9 protein-coding genes, 1 tRNA gene and 3 rRNA genes are annotated in these 15,650 nt (G+C 64.4%); 2 read left to right on the top strand and 11 right to left on the bottom strand.

Annotation, left to right across the window (positions count from 1 at the left end):
• Nucleotides 1-66: 66 nt before the first annotated feature.
• The 7 genes from ACODT5_RS13965 to dapA form a co-directional block, all read right to left on the bottom strand.
• Nucleotides 67-705 carry a hypothetical protein gene (locus ACODT5_RS13965; RefSeq protein WP_422519479.1) on the bottom strand — a complete coding sequence of 213 codons (639 nt, stop codon included), beginning with the start codon at nt 703-705 and terminating at the stop codon, nt 67-69.
• A 99-nt stretch (nt 706-804) separates the two neighbouring features.
• Nucleotides 805-880 (bottom strand) — tRNA-Thr (locus ACODT5_RS13970).
• Between the two features lie 5 nt (nt 881-885).
• Nucleotides 886-1,003 (bottom strand): 5S ribosomal RNA (gene rrf, locus ACODT5_RS13975).
• Nucleotides 1,004-1,077: 74 nt separating this feature from the next.
• Nucleotides 1,078-4,201, bottom strand: a 23S ribosomal RNA gene (locus ACODT5_RS13980).
• A 283-nt stretch (nt 4,202-4,484) separates the two neighbouring features.
• Nucleotides 4,485-6,009, bottom strand: a 16S ribosomal RNA gene (locus ACODT5_RS13985).
• The 16S, 23S and 5S rRNA genes sit together here with 1 tRNA gene alongside, the layout of an rRNA operon.
• 643 nt (nt 6,010-6,652) lie before the next feature.
• Entirely contained in the window at nt 6,653-8,338 is a 1,686-nt protein-coding gene (locus tag ACODT5_RS13990; RefSeq protein ID WP_327255224.1) for a ribonuclease J, read from the bottom strand.
• Nucleotides 8,339-8,454: 116 nt separating this feature from the next.
• On the bottom strand, nt 8,455-9,354 hold the full coding sequence (gene dapA / locus ACODT5_RS13995) for a 4-hydroxy-tetrahydrodipicolinate synthase (protein WP_266904008.1): 900 nt from the start codon (nt 9,352-9,354) through the stop codon (nt 8,455-8,457).
• 370 nt (nt 9,355-9,724) lie between these two features.
• Here dapA and ACODT5_RS14000 point away from each other — a divergent pair, with 370 nt between their 5' ends.
• Together ACODT5_RS14000 and ACODT5_RS14005 are read left to right on the top strand one after the other, a co-directional pair.
• Nucleotides 9,725-9,964, top strand: coding sequence for a hypothetical protein (locus ACODT5_RS14000; protein ID WP_266904009.1), 240 nt, complete (start codon nt 9,725-9,727; stop codon nt 9,962-9,964).
• Between the two features lie 48 nt (nt 9,965-10,012).
• Complete coding sequence (locus tag ACODT5_RS14005; RefSeq protein WP_422519480.1) at nt 10,013-10,570, top strand: YdbT family protein; 558 nt, start codon at nt 10,013-10,015, stop codon at nt 10,568-10,570.
• Between the two features lie 58 nt (nt 10,571-10,628).
• Here ACODT5_RS14005 and ACODT5_RS14010 read toward each other — a convergent pair whose 3' ends face one another.
• The 4 genes from ACODT5_RS14010 to ACODT5_RS14025 form a co-directional block, all read right to left on the bottom strand.
• On the bottom strand, nt 10,629-11,081 hold the full coding sequence (locus ACODT5_RS14010; RefSeq protein WP_356514819.1) for a tetratricopeptide repeat protein: 453 nt from the start codon (nt 11,079-11,081) through the stop codon (nt 10,629-10,631).
• Nucleotides 11,082-11,100: 19 nt separating this feature from the next.
• Nucleotides 11,101-11,853, bottom strand: coding sequence for a 4-hydroxy-tetrahydrodipicolinate reductase (gene dapB / locus ACODT5_RS14015; protein ID WP_422519481.1), 753 nt, complete (start codon nt 11,851-11,853; stop codon nt 11,101-11,103).
• Between the two features lie 74 nt (nt 11,854-11,927).
• Nucleotides 11,928-13,307, bottom strand: a complete 1,380-nt coding sequence (locus tag ACODT5_RS14020) for a M16 family metallopeptidase (RefSeq protein ID WP_422519482.1) — start codon at nt 13,305-13,307, stop codon at nt 11,928-11,930.
• Entirely contained in the window at nt 13,304-15,526 is a 2,223-nt protein-coding gene (locus ACODT5_RS14025) for a polyribonucleotide nucleotidyltransferase (RefSeq protein ID WP_422519656.1), read from the bottom strand. The genes ACODT5_RS14020 and ACODT5_RS14025 overlap by 4 nt, the downstream gene beginning before the upstream one ends.
• Nucleotides 15,527-15,650: the final 124 nt, after the last annotated feature.

Here is a 15,650-nt window from a genome sequence, read left to right on the forward strand (position 1 = left end):
GCGGCCCCGGACTCCCCTCACGCACAGGGCCCCCACCACAAGGCGGAGGCCCTTTCACACCGTCCCTCAGACGTCGTCCCGGCGCGTCAGCGCGATCCCGAGCACGTCCGTCACGTACAGCTCGACGAACTCGGGCAGCCAAGGATCACCGGCCATCCGGTCGAAGACCTTCACCAGCCGGTCGTCCGGCTCCTCGGTCAGCAGGACGATCCGCCAGGTATTGACCGGGCGCTCATCCGTACCCGCGACCCCGTGCTGTACGTGGAACAGGGGCTGGCGGCCATCCGCACGCAAAGGACCGCCGTGCACGTCGGAGAAGGCCTCCCGCCCGAGGAAGGTCACCACCTGCCGGTCATGGTCCAGATACGTCTCTTCGAGCACGAGTCCGTACTCGCCCGGCTCGAGCCACAGTCTCTGCCGCGACTGCCGGACGAACGCGTCCCCCAGCTCCGCACCCTCCCGGCCCGGCACCCAGGCGGAAGCGGAGCCCTCCTCGATGACGTGCGGAATGAAGGCACCCGGGTTGCCGGCTTTCCGGACTTCCATGTCCCAGAGCCCCGCCCGGTCCAGGGCCACCGGCTCGCCAGTGACGTACCGCTCCCCCAGGATCCGGTTCACGTCCACGGCCGGCAGAACCACCCGGGTGTACCTCTCGTCGGCCCAGGCCTGTTCGAACTCGGCCTCGGCCGGAGTCTGATCCGACATCACGCATTCCTCCCCATGAACAAGATTCTCAAGATCAACTCGAAGAATACTCACGGAAACGCAAAAAGGCCCCCGCCATTGGCGGGGGCCTTCTCGTTTTGGAGCCCTTTAACGGAATCGAACCGTTGACCTTCTCCTTACCATGGAGACGCTCTACCGACTGAGCTAAAAGGGCGGGTTGTTCGGCGGCGTCCTACTCTCCCACAGGGTCCCCCCTGCAGTACCATCGGCGCTGAAAGGCTTAGCTTCCGGGTTCGGAATGTAAACCGGGCGTTTCCCTAACGCTATGACCACCGAAACACTATGAAGTTAACCAAACCGGATATGACACAGTTCGTTACTTCAGAACTAACACAGTGGACGCGAGCAACTGAGGACAAGCCCTCGGCCTATTAGTACCAGTCAGCTCCACCCGTTACCGGGCTTCCACATCTGGCCTATCAACCCAGTCGTCTACTGGGAGCCTTACCCTCTCAAGGAGGTGGGAATACTCATCTTGAAGCAGGCTTCCCGCTTAGATGCTTTCAGCGGTTATCCCTCCCGAACGTAGCCAACCAGCCATGCCCTTGGCAGGACAACTGGCACACCAGAGGTTCGTCCGTCCCGGTCCTCTCGTACTAGGGACAGCCCTTCTCAATATTCCTACGCGCACAGCGGATAGGGACCGAACTGTCTCACGACGTTCTAAACCCAGCTCGCGTACCGCTTTAATGGGCGAACAGCCCAACCCTTGGGACCGACTCCAGCCCCAGGATGCGACGAGCCGACATCGAGGTGCCAAACCATCCCGTCGATATGGACTCTTGGGGAAGATCAGCCTGTTATCCCCGGGGTACCTTTTATCCGTTGAGCGACGGCGCTTCCACAAGCCACCGCCGGATCACTAGTCCCGACTTTCGTCCCTGCTCGACCCGTCGGTCTCACAGTCAAGCTCCCTTGTGCACTTACACTCAACACCTGATTGCCAACCAGGCTGAGGGAACCTTTGGGCGCCTCCGTTACTTTTTGGGAGGCAACCGCCCCAGTTAAACTACCCATCAGACACTGTCCCTGATCCGGATCACGGACCGAGGTTAGACATCCAGCACGACCAGAGTGGTATTTCAACGACGACTCCACAACCACTGGCGTGGCCGCTTCAAAGTCTCCCACCTATCCTACACAAGCCGAACCGAACACCAATATCAAACTATAGTAAAGGTCCCGGGGTCTTTCCGTCCTGCTGCGCGAAACGAGCATCTTTACTCGTAGTGCAATTTCACCGGGCCTATGGTTGAGACAGTCGAGAAGTCGTTACGCCATTCGTGCAGGTCGGAACTTACCCGACAAGGAATTTCGCTACCTTAGGATGGTTATAGTTACCACCGCCGTTTACTGGCGCTTAAGTTCTCAGCTTCGCCACACCGAAATGTGACTAACCGGTCCCCTTAACGTTCCAGCACCGGGCAGGCGTCAGTCCGTATACATCGCCTTACGGCTTCGCACGGACCTGTGTTTTTAGTAAACAGTCGCTTCTCGCTGGTCTCTGCGGCCACCCCCAGCTCACGGAGTAAATCCGATCACCAGTGATGGCCCCCCTTCTCCCGAAGTTACGGGGGCATTTTGCCGAGTTCCTTAACCATAGTTCACCCGAACGCCTCGGTATTCTCTACCTGACCACCTGAGTCGGTTTAGGGTACGGGCCGCTATGAAACTCGCTAGAGGCTTTTCTCGACAGCATAGGATCATCCACTTCACCACAATCGGCTCGGCATCAGGTCTCAGCCTTATATGAGGGACGGATTTGCCTACCCCTCGGCCTACACCCTTACCCCGGGACTACCACCGCCCGGGCTGGACTACCTTCCTGCGTCACCCCATCGCTTACCTACTACAAGTCTGGGTCACCGGCTCCACCACTTTCCTTTCCCCGAAGGGTCCGGAACGGCTTCACGGGCTTAGCATCGCCTGATTCGATATTGGGCGTTTCAAAGCGGGTACCGGAATATCAACCGGTTGTCCATCGACTACGCCTGTCGGCCTCGCCTTAGGTCCCGACTTACCCTGGGCAGATCAGCTTGACCCAGGAACCCTTAGTCAATCGGCGCACACGTTTCTCACGTGTGTATCGCTACTCATGCCTGCATTCTCACTCGTGAACCGTCCACAACTAGCTTCCGCTGCTGCTTCACCCGGCACACGACGCTCCCCTACCCATCACAGCGGGCGTTGGCCCTATTGCTGCAATGACACGACTTCGGCGGTACGCTTGAGCCCCGCTACATTGTCGGCGCGGAATCACTTGACCAGTGAGCTATTACGCACTCTTTCAAGGGTGGCTGCTTCTAAGCCAACCTCCTGGTTGTCTCTGCGACTCCACATCCTTTCCCACTTAGCGTACGCTTAGGGGCCTTAGTCGATGCTCTGGGCTGTTTCCCTCTCGACCATGGAGCTTATCCCCCACAGTCTCACTGCCACGCTCTCACTTACCGGCATTCGGAGTTTGGCTAAGGTCAGTAACCCGGTAGGGCCCATCGCCTATCCAGTGCTCTACCTCCGGCAAGAAACACGTGACGCTGCACCTAAATGCATTTCGGGGAGAACCAGCTATCACGGAGTTTGATTGGCCTTTCACCCCTAACCACAGGTCATCCCCCAGGTTTTCAACCCTGGTGGGTTCGGTCCTCCACGAAGTCTTACCTCCGCTTCAACCTGCCCATGGCTAGATCACTCCGCTTCGGGTCTAGAGCGTGCAACTCAATCGCCCTATTCGGACTCGCTTTCGCTACGGCTTCCCCACACGGGTTAACCTCGCTACACACCGCTAACTCGCAGGCTCATTCTTCAAAAGGCACGCAGTCACGACCGTTATTCCGAAGAATAACGGCGACGCTCCCACGGCTTGTAGGCACACGGTTTCAGGTACTATTTCACTCCGCTCCCGCGGTACTTTTCACCATTCCCTCACGGTACTATCCGCTATCGGTCACCAGGGAATATTTAGGCTTAGCGGGTGGTCCCGCCAGATTCACACGGGATTTCTCGGGCCCCGTGCTACTTGGGAGATTCTTAAGCAAGCCGCTGATGTTTCGTCTACGGGGGTCTTACCCTCTACGCCGGACCTTTCGCATGTCCTTCGACTACATCAACGGTTTCTGACTCGCCGACCGGCCGGCAGACCGATCAAAAGAATTCCCACAACCCCGCATGCGCAACCCCTGCCGGGTATCACACGCATACGGTTTGGCCTCATCCGGTTTCGCTCGCCACTACTCCCGGAATCACGGTTGTTTTCTCTTCCTGCGGGTACTGAGATGTTTCACTTCCCCGCGTTCCCTCCACACTGCCTATGTGTTCAGCAGTGGGTGACAGCCCATGACGACTGCCGGGTTTCCCCATTCGGACACCCCCGGATCAAAGCTCAGTTGGCAGCTCCCCGGGGCCTATCGCGGCCTCTCACGTCCTTCATCGGTTCCTGGTGCCAAGGCATCCACCGTGCGCCCTTAAAAACTTGGCCTACAGATGCTCGCGTCCACTGTGTAGTTCTCAAGCAACGACCAGTCACCCATCACCCTCATCCGCAGACGAAGTTCACTGGGGCCGGCATCACGAAGATAAAGCCTTTCGGCCGTACCCTCAGATACCCAACAACGTGCCAAGCACGATCCCCGCCACTCTTCCTGTTTTCCACGCCGAAGCAGTACTTACAGAAGGTTTTGGAAACCGTGCCAACTAATCAACGTTCCACCCTGAGCTGACCGTGCAGAACGTTTGTCTGCAATCGGTACTGTGCTCCTTAGAAAGGAGGTGATCCAGCCGCACCTTCCGGTACGGCTACCTTGTTACGACTTCGTCCCAATCGCCAGTCCCACCTTCGACAGCTCCCTCCCTTACGGGTTGGGCCACCGGCTTCGGGTGTTACCGACTTTCGTGACGTGACGGGCGGTGTGTACAAGGCCCGGGAACGTATTCACCGCAGCAATGCTGATCTGCGATTACTAGCAACTCCGACTTCATGGGGTCGAGTTGCAGACCCCAATCCGAACTGAGACCGGCTTTTTGAGATTCGCTCCACCTCACGGTATCGCAGCTCATTGTACCGGCCATTGTAGCACGTGTGCAGCCCAAGACATAAGGGGCATGATGACTTGACGTCGTCCCCACCTTCCTCCGAGTTGACCCCGGCGGTCTCCTGTGAGTCCCCATCACCCCGAAGGGCATGCTGGCAACACAGGACAAGGGTTGCGCTCGTTGCGGGACTTAACCCAACATCTCACGACACGAGCTGACGACAGCCATGCACCACCTGTATACCGACCACAAGGGGGGCACTATCTCTAATGCTTTCCGGTATATGTCAAGCCTTGGTAAGGTTCTTCGCGTTGCGTCGAATTAAGCCACATGCTCCGCTGCTTGTGCGGGCCCCCGTCAATTCCTTTGAGTTTTAGCCTTGCGGCCGTACTCCCCAGGCGGGGAACTTAATGCGTTAGCTGCGGCACCGACGACGTGGAATGTCGCCAACACCTAGTTCCCAACGTTTACGGCGTGGACTACCAGGGTATCTAATCCTGTTCGCTCCCCACGCTTTCGCTCCTCAGCGTCAGTAATGGCCCAGAGATCCGCCTTCGCCACCGGTGTTCCTCCTGATATCTGCGCATTTCACCGCTACACCAGGAATTCCGATCTCCCCTACCACACTCTAGCTAGCCCGTATCGAATGCAGACCCGAGGTTAAGCCTCGGGCTTTCACATCCGACGTGACAAGCCGCCTACGAGCTCTTTACGCCCAATAATTCCGGACAACGCTTGCGCCCTACGTATTACCGCGGCTGCTGGCACGTAGTTAGCCGGCGCTTCTTCTGCAGGTACCGTCACTTTCGCTTCTTCCCTGCTGAAAGAGGTTTACAACCCGAAGGCCGTCATCCCTCACGCGGCGTCGCTGCATCAGGCTTTCGCCCATTGTGCAATATTCCCCACTGCTGCCTCCCGTAGGAGTCTGGGCCGTGTCTCAGTCCCAGTGTGGCCGGTCGCCCTCTCAGGCCGGCTACCCGTCGTCGCCTTGGTGGGCCATTACCCCACCAACAAGCTGATAGGCCGCGGGCTCATCCTTCACCGCCGGAGCTTTTAACCCCCGCCCATGCAGGCAGGAGTGTTATCCGGTATTAGACCCCGTTTCCAGGGCTTGTCCCAGAGTGAAGGGCAGATTGCCCACGTGTTACTCACCCGTTCGCCACTAATCCACCCCGAAGGGCTTCATCGTTCGACTTGCATGTGTTAAGCACGCCGCCAGCGTTCGTCCTGAGCCAGGATCAAACTCTCCATGAATGTTTACCGGTAATCCGGTGCACACGCACTTAGAGCGGGACAGTCATGTCGGAATAAGACCGACCGTCCACTGCGTCCTCGCTGTGTAATTGCCTGCAAGTGTCGTGGCCGAAGCCAGTGACCTCACAGGTCTTTTTCAAAGGAACCTCATCCACCGAAATGGACGGGGTATCAACTTTTTGGCGTTGATTTTTGGCACGCTGTTGAGTTCTCAAGGAACGGACGCTTCCTTTGTACTCACCCTCAGTAACAATTACTGGGGCTTTCCTCCGGGCTTTCGTTCTGTTCTTGCGTTTCCGACTCTATCAGACTCTCTCGTGTCCGATTCCCGGTCGAAGCGGGTTTCGCTTTCCAGTTCTTCGCTTTCGCGTTTCCCTTTCCGGCGATTCCAACTCTACCAGATCATTTCCGTGTCGTTTCCGACTTGGATTTGAATTGGACGGCCATTGGAGAGCCATTCCCTTTCGGGCGAGCCAGACTTTATCAGGTTTCCCTGCTCTGGAATCCCACCCGCCCGCATCGACATGGCCGGGCACACGTGTGTACCGGGGGGCCGTGCGAGGTGGAGACGTAAACGTACTGGAGCGGGGCCCCCGGATGCAAATCCGGTTGCCCCGCTCCGGTGTGGTCGCTACGGCGAGGCTCAGACCTCGACGACGACCGGGAGGATCATCGGGCGCCGGCGGTAGCCGTCCGAGACCCACTTGCCCATCGTGCGGCGGATGAGCTGCTGGATCTGGTGCGGCTCGGCCACACCGTCCGCTGCGGCTCGGGCGATGGCTTCCTCGATCTTCGGCAGGACGGACGAGAACGCCGAGTCCTCGATGCCGGAGCCGCGGGCCTGGATGTTCGGGCCGCTGACGATCTTGCCGGTGGTGCTGTCCACCACGACGTAGACCGAGATGATGCCCTCGTCACCGAGGATCTTGCGGTCCTTGAGGTGGGCTTCGGTGACGTCGCCGACCGAGAGGCCGTCCACGTAGACGTAGCCGGCCTGGACCTTGCCCGAGATGCGGGCCTTGCCGTCGATGAGGTCGACGACGACGCCGTCCTCGGCGATGACGATGCGGTCCTTCGGTACGCCCGTCAGGGCGCCGAGCTCTGCGTTGGCGCGCAGGTGGCGCCATTCGCCGTGGACCGGCATCAGGTTCCGCGGCTTGCAGATGTTGTAGAAGTACAGCAGCTCGCCGGCGGAGGCGTGGCCGGAGACGTGCACCTTGGCATTGCCCTTGTGCACGACGTTGGCGCCCCAGCGGGTCAGGCCGTTGATCACGCGGTAGACCGCGTTCTCGTTGCCCGGGATGAGCGACGAGGCCAGGATGACCGTGTCGCCCGGGACGATCCGGATCTGGTGGTCGCGGTTCGCCATGCGGGACAGGGCCGCCATCGGCTCGCCCTGCGAACCCGTGCAGACCAGGACGACCTCGTGGGCCGGCAGGTCGTCGAGGGTCTTGACGTCCACGACCAGACCGGCCGGAACCTTCAGGTAGCCCAGGTCACGGGCGATGCCCATGTTGCGGACCATCGAGCGGCCGACGAAGGCGACCCTGCGGCCGTACTCGTGAGCGGCGTCGAGGATCTGCTGGATGCGGTGCACGTGGCTCGCGAAGCTCGCCACGATGATCCGGTTGTTGGCGTTCGCGAAAACCGTGCGCAGGACGTTCGAGATCTCGCGCTCGGGCGGGACGAAGCCCGGGACCTCGGCGTTCGTCGAGTCCGAGAGGAGAAGGTCGATGCCCTCTTCGCTCAGGCGCGCGAAGGCGTGCAGGTCGGTGAGGCGGTTGTCCAGCGGGAGCTGGTCCATCTTGAAGTCACCGGTGCACACGACCATGCCGGCGCCGGTGCGGATGGCCACGGCCAGGGCGTCCGGGATGGAGTGGTTGACCGCGATGAACTCGCAGTCGAAGGGCCCGAGGTTCTCGCGCTCGCCTTCCTTCACCTCGAGGGTGTAGGGGCGGATGCGGTGCTCCTGGAGCTTGGCCTCGATGAGCGCCAGCGTCAGCTTGGAGCCGATCAGCGGGATGTCCGGCTTCTCCCGGAGGAGGTAGGGGACGGCGCCGATGTGGTCTTCGTGGCCGTGCGTGAGGACGATGCCCTCGATGTCGTCGAGCCGGTCCCTGATGGACGAGAAGTCCGGCAGGATCAGGTCGATGCCCGGCTGCTCCTCTTCGGGGAAGAGGACACCGCAGTCGACGATGAGCAGGCGGCCGTCGAACTCGAAGACGGTCATGTTGCGGCCGATCTCACCGAGACCGCCCAGGGGGGTGACCCGAAGGCCGCCCTTGGGGAGCTTCGGCGGCGGACCGAGTTCAGGATGCGGATGGCTCAAAAGGTTCTCCTTCACCACGCGCGGCCACGTACCCGTCGAGGCACGTGGCGCGCATGTCATTCGTGCACTTGCTGTTGTCTTGTGTGGTTCTGCTTATTCAGTTGTGAAGTCTGATGTCAGAGCTGTACCCCGCCGGCGGCAAGATCGATCTTGAGCTGCGCCGTCTCTTCGGCGGTCAGCTCGACCAGCGGGAGCCGCAGCGGGCCCGCGGGCAGGCCCTGCAGGTTCAGTGCGCCCTTGGTGGTGATCACACCCTGGGTGCGGAACATGCCGGTGAAGACGGGGAGCAGCTTCTGGTGGATCTCGGTGGCCTTCTGGACGTCGCCGCCCAGGTGGGCCTCGAGCATCTCGCGGAGCTCGGGAGAGACCACGTGACCGACCACGGAGACGAAGCCGACCGCGCCGACCGACAGGAGAGGCAGGTTCAGCATGTCGTCACCGGAGTACCACGCCAGGCCGCTCTGTGCGATGGCCCAGCTGGCGCGTCCGAGGTCGCCCTTGGCGTCCTTGTTGGCAACGATACGGGGGTGCTCGGCCAGCCGGACGAGTGTTTCGGTATTGATCGGGACACCGCTGCGGCCCGGGATGTCGTAGAGCATGACCGGGAGCTCGGTGGCGTCGGCGATCGCCGTGAAGTGCCGGAAGAGGCCCTCCTGCGGCGGCTTGCTGTAGTACGGGGTGACCGCGAGCAGGCCGTGGGCGCCGGTGCGCTCGGCCTGGCGGGCCAGTTCGAGGGTGTGACGGGTGTCATTGGTGCCGATGCCGGCGACCACGTGCGCCCGGTCTCCGACCGCTTCGAGTACGGCTCGTACGAGGTCGTTTTTCTCCGCGTCAGTGGTGGTCGGCGACTCACCGGTGGTGCCGTTGATGATCAGGCCGTCGTTGCCTGCGTCCACCAGGTGGACGGCGAGCTGCTGCGCGCCATCGAGGTCAAGTGCGCCATCCGCCGTAAACGGCGTGATCATGGCGGTGAGGACCCGCCCGAAGGGGGTCTGCGGAGTCGAGATCGGAGCCATGGGTAACACGCTACTCGCTGCCATGCTCGCGGTGTCCCCTCGGGGGACGTGATGAGGGTGTTGGAGCCCGGCACTGCCTGCTCGGGGGTTCAAGCAGTGCCGGGTCCGTTTGATCAGCCTAGATGAACTTTACGAAACGTGGCAATACGGACACTTCGGACTTGTTCCGCACATCCGTGCGGAGCCGGATGATCGGGCCGTACCGGGCACCGTCGGCTCGCGGCCGGCTGAGCTGACGCGGCGCCATAAAATTTGGTTAATGTCCCGAAAATCGGCACCGATCGGGCCTTTCGCACGTCCTACCCGGTAGAACGCCCGTCCATCCTGCCCCCACCGCCCCAGGGCCCCGACCGTGAGGAGAGTCGTTCCCATGTTCCGCCGGCGCGAACCCGTCCCGTTCGCCTTCGTCGCCGAGGCCGACCGATTCCGCAGCAACGTCACTCCGCCGCCGCGCGAGAGTCTGGGCAAGACCCAGATCGCCGCCCGTAGTCTGGTCGGACTGACCGTCGTGGCGGGGCTCGTCGGATCGCTGCTCTTCGGCATCCCCGCACTGCAGCCGAGCCACGCACCGGCGAAGTCGCAGCAGTCGGAGGCATCCGAGGGACGGTAGCCTCACGGGCACAGCCCAACCGAACGTGCATGTGAGTGAGGTCCTGCCGTGCCCCTGCCCTTCCTGACGGCCGACAGCGCATTCGACGCGCACGACAACGGGGAGACGCTCCCCTACGAAGACCCGGACCGGTGGCGTCGCCCCTACCGTCCGGGGCCCTGGCGGGTGGCCATCGCCGCGGTGATGCTGCTGCTCGGCTCGTTCATGCTGTTCGCCACGGTGATCATCGTGGCCGCCGGCACCTGGGCGGGCGCCCTGGGCGGTCTGCTCGCCTCGCTGGCCGTGGTCGGCTCCGCCCTGCGGCTGCTGCGCACGGGCGTCTGGGTGAGCCCCAAGGGGCTGCGCGTGGCGGGATTCTTCATCACCCGCTCGATCCCCTGGAACCAGGTCGGCGAAGTCCGCACGGTGCAGCAGCCCGTGCGCTGGCTCGGGCTGCCGAGGACCGTGCAGGGCCAGGCCCTGACGGTGGCGGCGCGCGGCGGCTCCGAGCTGCCGGTGCTGCTGACCGACCACAGCGCCGATTTCCTGTCGCGGACCGAAGCCTTCGACCGGGCCGCCGACTCGGTCGGGGCCTGGGCCGACGAATACCGGGCCGTACCGGCCTGAGAACACCCCCACGCGCGCCCCTGAGCGGGCGCAGCGCGCACGGGAAGCCCGTACAGGCTCAGGCTTGTACGGGCTTTCCGTCGTGCAGGGAGATGGCCCGCTGCATGGCCTTGCGGGCCCGCGGGGTGTCGCGGGCGTCGTGGTAGGCGATGGCGAGGCGGAACCAGCTGCGCCAGTCCCCCGGCGCGTCCTCCGTCTCGGCCCTGCGGCGCGCGAAGACCTCGTCGGCCGAGTCCCGCAGGATCCGGCCGTACTTGTCCCGCTCCAGCTCGTCCACGGGCAGTCCGCCCTCGGCCTCCAGCTCGGCTCCGAGCTGGTTGGCCCTGGTGACGAACTGGGTGTTCTTCCAGAGGAACCAGACGCCGATGACCGGCAGGATCAGCACCGCCACCCCGAAGGTGACGGTGAGCCAGGTCCCGTGCCGGATCAGCATCAGGCCCCTGCTGCCGACCAGGACGAAGTACACGACCAGGACCGCGGCCGTGATGAAGTAGAGGATCTTCGCGCGCATGGGTGCCGCCGCCTGCTCGTCAGCCGAGTTCGAGGAAGTTTTCCAGGCCGAAGGTGAGGCCCGGAGTCTGCGTCACGCGGCGCGCGCCGAGCAGGATGCCCGGCATGAAGCTGCTGTGGTGCAGGGAGTCGTGACGGATCGTCAGGGTCTCGCCCTCGCCGCCGAGGAGCACCTCCTGGTGGGCCAGCAGCCCGCGGAGGCGGATCGCGTGCACCGGGACGCCGTCGACGTCCGCGCCGCGCGCGCCGTCGAGCGCGGTGGCGGTGGCGTCGGGCTGCGCGCCGAGGCCGGCCTCGGCGCGGGCGGCCGCGATGAGCTGCGCCGTACGGGTCGCCGTGCCGGAGGGGGCGTCGACCTTGTTCGGGTGGTGCAGCTCGATGACCTCGACGGACTCGAAGTAGCGCGCGGCCTGCGCGGCGAACTTCATGGTGAGGACCGCGCCGATGGAGAAGTTCGGCGCGATGAGGACACCGGTCGCCGGGGAAGCGGCGAGCCAGGTGTTCAGCCGGGCGAGGCGGTCCTCGGTCCAGCCGGTGGTGCCGACCACTCCGTGGATGCCGTGGCGGACGAGGAACTCCAGGTTCTCCATCACCGAGGCGGGGGTGGTCAGCTCGACCGCGACCTGGGCGCCGGCTTCGGCCAGCGTCTCCAGCTTGTCTCCGCGGCCGAGGGCGGCCACCAGTTCCATGTCCTCGGCGGCCTCGATGGCCTTGACCGCCTCGGAGCCGATGCGGCCCTGGGCGCCGAGAACTGCCACGCGCAGCTTGCTCATGTCATTCCTTAAAGTGCGTACGGGCCCGGGCCCTGTCCCGGGGCCCGGGCGACGTGCTCCTGAGAGGGGCCTGGCTAGGCGACGGCCTCGTCGAGACGGGCCGCCTGCTTCTCCTTCAGCGGGCCGATCACCGCGAGCGAGGGCCGCTGCGCCAGGACGTCCTGCGCGACCGAGCGCACTTCGTCCGGGGTGACGGCCGCGATCCGGGCCAGCAGGTCGTCGACCGACATCTGGTCGCCCCAGCACAGCTCGCTCTTGCCGATGCGGTTCATGATCGCGCCGGTGTCCTCCAGGCCGAGGACGGTGGAGCCGGACAGCTGGCCGACGGCCCGGCGGATCTCCTCGTCGGTGAGCCCGTCGGCGGCGACCTTGTCCAGCTCGTCCCGGCAGATCCGCAGTACGTCGTGGACCTGGTTGGGGCGGCAGCCGGCGTAGACGCCGAAGAGGCCGGTGTCGGCGAAGCCCGAGGTGTACGAGTACACGCTGTAGGCGAGGCCGCGCTTCTCCCGGACCTCCTGGAAGAGGCGGGAGGACATGCCGCCGCCGAGCGCGGTGTTCAGTACGCCGAGCGCCCAGCGGCGCTCGTCGGTGCGGGCCAGGGCCGGCATGCCGAGGACCACGTGGGCCTGCTCGGTCTTGCGGTTGACCAGCTCGACGCGGCCGGAGGTACGGATCCGCTTGGTGCCGGAGCGCGGACCGACCGGTTCGGCGTCGGTGCGGGTCAGGGCGCCGGCCTTCTCGAAGGCCGCGCGGACCTGGCGCACGACCTTGTTGTGGTCGACGTTGCCCGCTGCCGCCACGACCAGGTGGGTGGGGTCGTAGTGCTTCTTGTAGAAGCGGCGGATCCGGTCGGCGGTGAGCGCGTTGATCGTGTCGACGGTGCCGAGGACGGGGCGCCCGAGCGGGGTGTCCCCGTACATGGTCTGGGCGAACAGGTCGTGGACCATGTCGCCCGGGTCGTCCTCGGTCATCGCGATCTCTTCGAGGATGACTCCACGCTCGGCGTCGACATCGGATTCGAGGATCAGCGAGCCGGTGAGCATGTCGCACACGACGTCGATGGCCAGCGGCAGGTCGGTGTCGAGCACCCGCGCGTAGTAGCAGGTGTACTCCTTCGCCGTGAAGGCGTTCATCTCTCCGCCGACCGCGTCGATCGCGGAGGAGATGTCGAGGGCACTGCGCTTCTCGGTGCCCTTGAAGAGGAGGTGCTCCAGGTAGTGCGTGGCGCCGTTCAGCGAAGGCGTCTCGTCCCGGGAGCCGACGTGCGCCCAGATCCCGAAGGTGGCGGAGCGGACGGACGGCAGGGTCTCCGTGACCACGCGCAGTCCGCCGGGGAGGACCGTGCGCCGGACGGTGCCGATGCCGTTCGCGCCCTTGAGCAGTGTTTGGGTACGGGCGACGGCCCGCCCCTCCGAAGAGGGGCGGGCCGTCACACGGGAACTACGCGACGTCACTTGTCGGAGTCGTCCTTGTCAGCGTCGTCGCCGGCGGCCTCGCCGTCGATCACGGGGACCAGGGAGAGCTTGCCGCGGGAGTCGATCTCGGCGATCTCGACCTGGACCTTGGTGCCGACCGCGAGCACGTCCTCGACGTTCTCCACGCGCTTGCCACCGGCGAGCTTGCGGATCTGCGAGATGTGCAGCAGGCCGTCCTTGCCGGGCATGAGGGAGACGAAGGCACCGAAGGTGGTGGTCTTGACGACCGTACCCAGGTAGCGCTCGCCGACCTCCGGCATGGTCGGGTTGGCGATCTGGTTGATCGTGGCGCGGGCGGCCTCGGCGGCCGGGCCGTCGGAGGCACCGATGTAGATGGTGCCGTCGTCCTCGATCGTGATCTCGGCGCCGGTGTCCTCCTGGATCTGGTTGATCATCTTGCCCTTGGGGCCGATGACCTCACCGATCTTGTCCACCGGGATCTTGACGGTGATGATCCGGGGGGCGAACGGGGACATGGCGTCCGGCGTGTCGATCGCTTCCATCATCACGTCGAGGATGTGGAGGCGGGCGTCGCGGGCCTGCTTGAGGGCGGCGGCCAGAACCGAGGCCGGGATGCCGTCGAGCTTGGTGTCCAGCTGGAGCGCGGTGACGAACTCCTTGGTGCCGGCGACCTTGAAGTCCATGTCGCCGAACGCGTCCTCCGCACCGAGGATGTCGGTGAGGGCGACGTAGTGCGTCTTGCCGTCGATCTCCTGCGAGATCAGGCCCATGGCGATACCGGCGACGGCGGCCTTGAGGGGCACACCGGCGTTCAGCAGCGACATGGTGGAGGCGCAGACCGAGCCCATGGACGTCGAGCCGTTGGAGCCGAGAGCCTCGGACACCTGGCGGATCGCGTAGGGGAACTCCTCGCGCGTCGGGAGGACCGGCACGATCGCGCGCTCGGCGAGCGCGCCGTGGCCGATCTCGCGGCGCTTCGGCGAACCGACGCGGCCGGTCTCGCCGACCGAGTACGGCGGGAAGTTGTAGTTGTGCATGTAGCGCTTGCGGGTCACCGGGGAGAGGGTGTCCAGCTGCTGCTCCATACGGAGCATGTTCAGGGTGGTGACGCCCAGGATCTGGGTCTCGCCACGCTCGAACAGCGCCGAGCCGTGCACGCGCGGGATGGCCTCGACCTCGGCGGCGAGGGTACGGATGTCCGTGAGCCCGCGGCCGTCGATGCGGACCTTGTCCTTGATGACGCGCTCGCGGACCAGGGCCTTGGTCAGTCCCCGGTACGCGGCGGAGATCTCCTTCTCGCGGCCTTCGAAGGCCGGGAGGAGCTTCTCGGCGGCGATCTCCTTGACGCGGTCCAGCTCGGCCTCGCGGTCCTGCTTGCCCGCGATGGTCAGCGCCTGGGAGAGCTCGCCCTTCACCGCGGCCGAGAGGGCCTCGTAGACGTCGTCCTGGTAGTCCAGGAAGACCGGGAACTCGCCCTCGGGCTTGGCGGCCTTGGCGGCCAGGTCGGCCTGGGCCTTGCAGAGGGCCTTGATGAAGGGCTTCGAGGCGTCGAGGCCGGCGGCCACGACCTCCTCGGTCGGCGCCTCGGCGCCGCCCTTGATCAGGGCGATGGTCTTCTCGGTGGCCTCGGCCTCGACCATCATGATCGCGACGTCGCCGTCGTCCAGGACGCGGCCCGCGACGACCATGTCGAAGACGGCGTCCTCAAGCTCGGTGTGCGTCGGGAAGGCCACCCACTGGCCGCGGATCAGCGCGACGCGGACGCCGCCGATCGGGCCGGAGAAGGGCAGGCCGGCCAGCTGCGTGGACGCGGAGGCGGCGTTGATCGCCACGACGTCGTACAGGTGGTCGGGGTTGAGCGCCATGATCGTCGCGACGACCTGGATCTCGTTGCGCAGGCCCTTCTTGAAGGACGGGCGCAGCGGGCGGTCGATCAGGCGACAGGTGAGGATCGCGTCCTCGGAGGGGCGACCCTCGCGGCGGAAGAACGAGCCGGGGATCTTGCCGGCCGCGTACTGGCGCTCCTCGACGTCCACCGTGAGGGGGAAGAAGTCGAGCTGGTCCTTGGGCTTCTTCGACGCGGTGGTGGCGGAAAGCACCATCGTGTCGTCGTCCAGGTAGGCAACGGCGGAGCCGGCGGCCTGGCGGGCCAGACGGCCCGTCTCGAAGCGGATGGTGCGGGTGCCGAAGGAACCGTTGTCAATGACGGCCTCGGCGTAGTGGGTCTCGTTCTCCACTAGCGTTTTCTCCATTTTCGTCGTCTCCGTCCGCCACCCGTGTGGTGGTGGACGGTTGCGGAGAAGCGCTCCTGGCGTGCGGGCCGGTCTTCGATCGAAGCAGCCGGGCGAAGCCGCGTACGGG

Source organism: Streptomyces tatrensis (genome assembly GCF_049310065.1).
In the GTDB taxonomy this organism is placed as follows: Bacteria; Actinomycetota; Actinomycetes; order Streptomycetales; family Streptomycetaceae; genus Streptomyces.

Coding starts and splice junctions, on each gene's coding strand:
- ACODT5_RS14010 (WP_356514819.1), bottom strand. CDS start 11,081: ATGCGCGCGAAGATCCTCTACTTCATCACGGCCGCGGTCCTGGTCGTG.
- ACODT5_RS13965 (WP_422519479.1), bottom strand. CDS start 705: ATGTCGGATCAGACTCCGGCCGAGGCCGAGTTCGAACAGGCCTGGGCC.
- dapA (WP_266904008.1), bottom strand. CDS start 9,354: ATGGCTCCGATCTCGACTCCGCAGACCCCCTTCGGGCGGGTCCTCACC.
- ACODT5_RS14000 (WP_266904009.1), top strand. CDS start 9,725: ATGTTCCGCCGGCGCGAACCCGTCCCGTTCGCCTTCGTCGCCGAGGCC.
- dapB (WP_422519481.1), bottom strand. CDS start 11,853: ATGAGCAAGCTGCGCGTGGCAGTTCTCGGCGCCCAGGGCCGCATCGGC.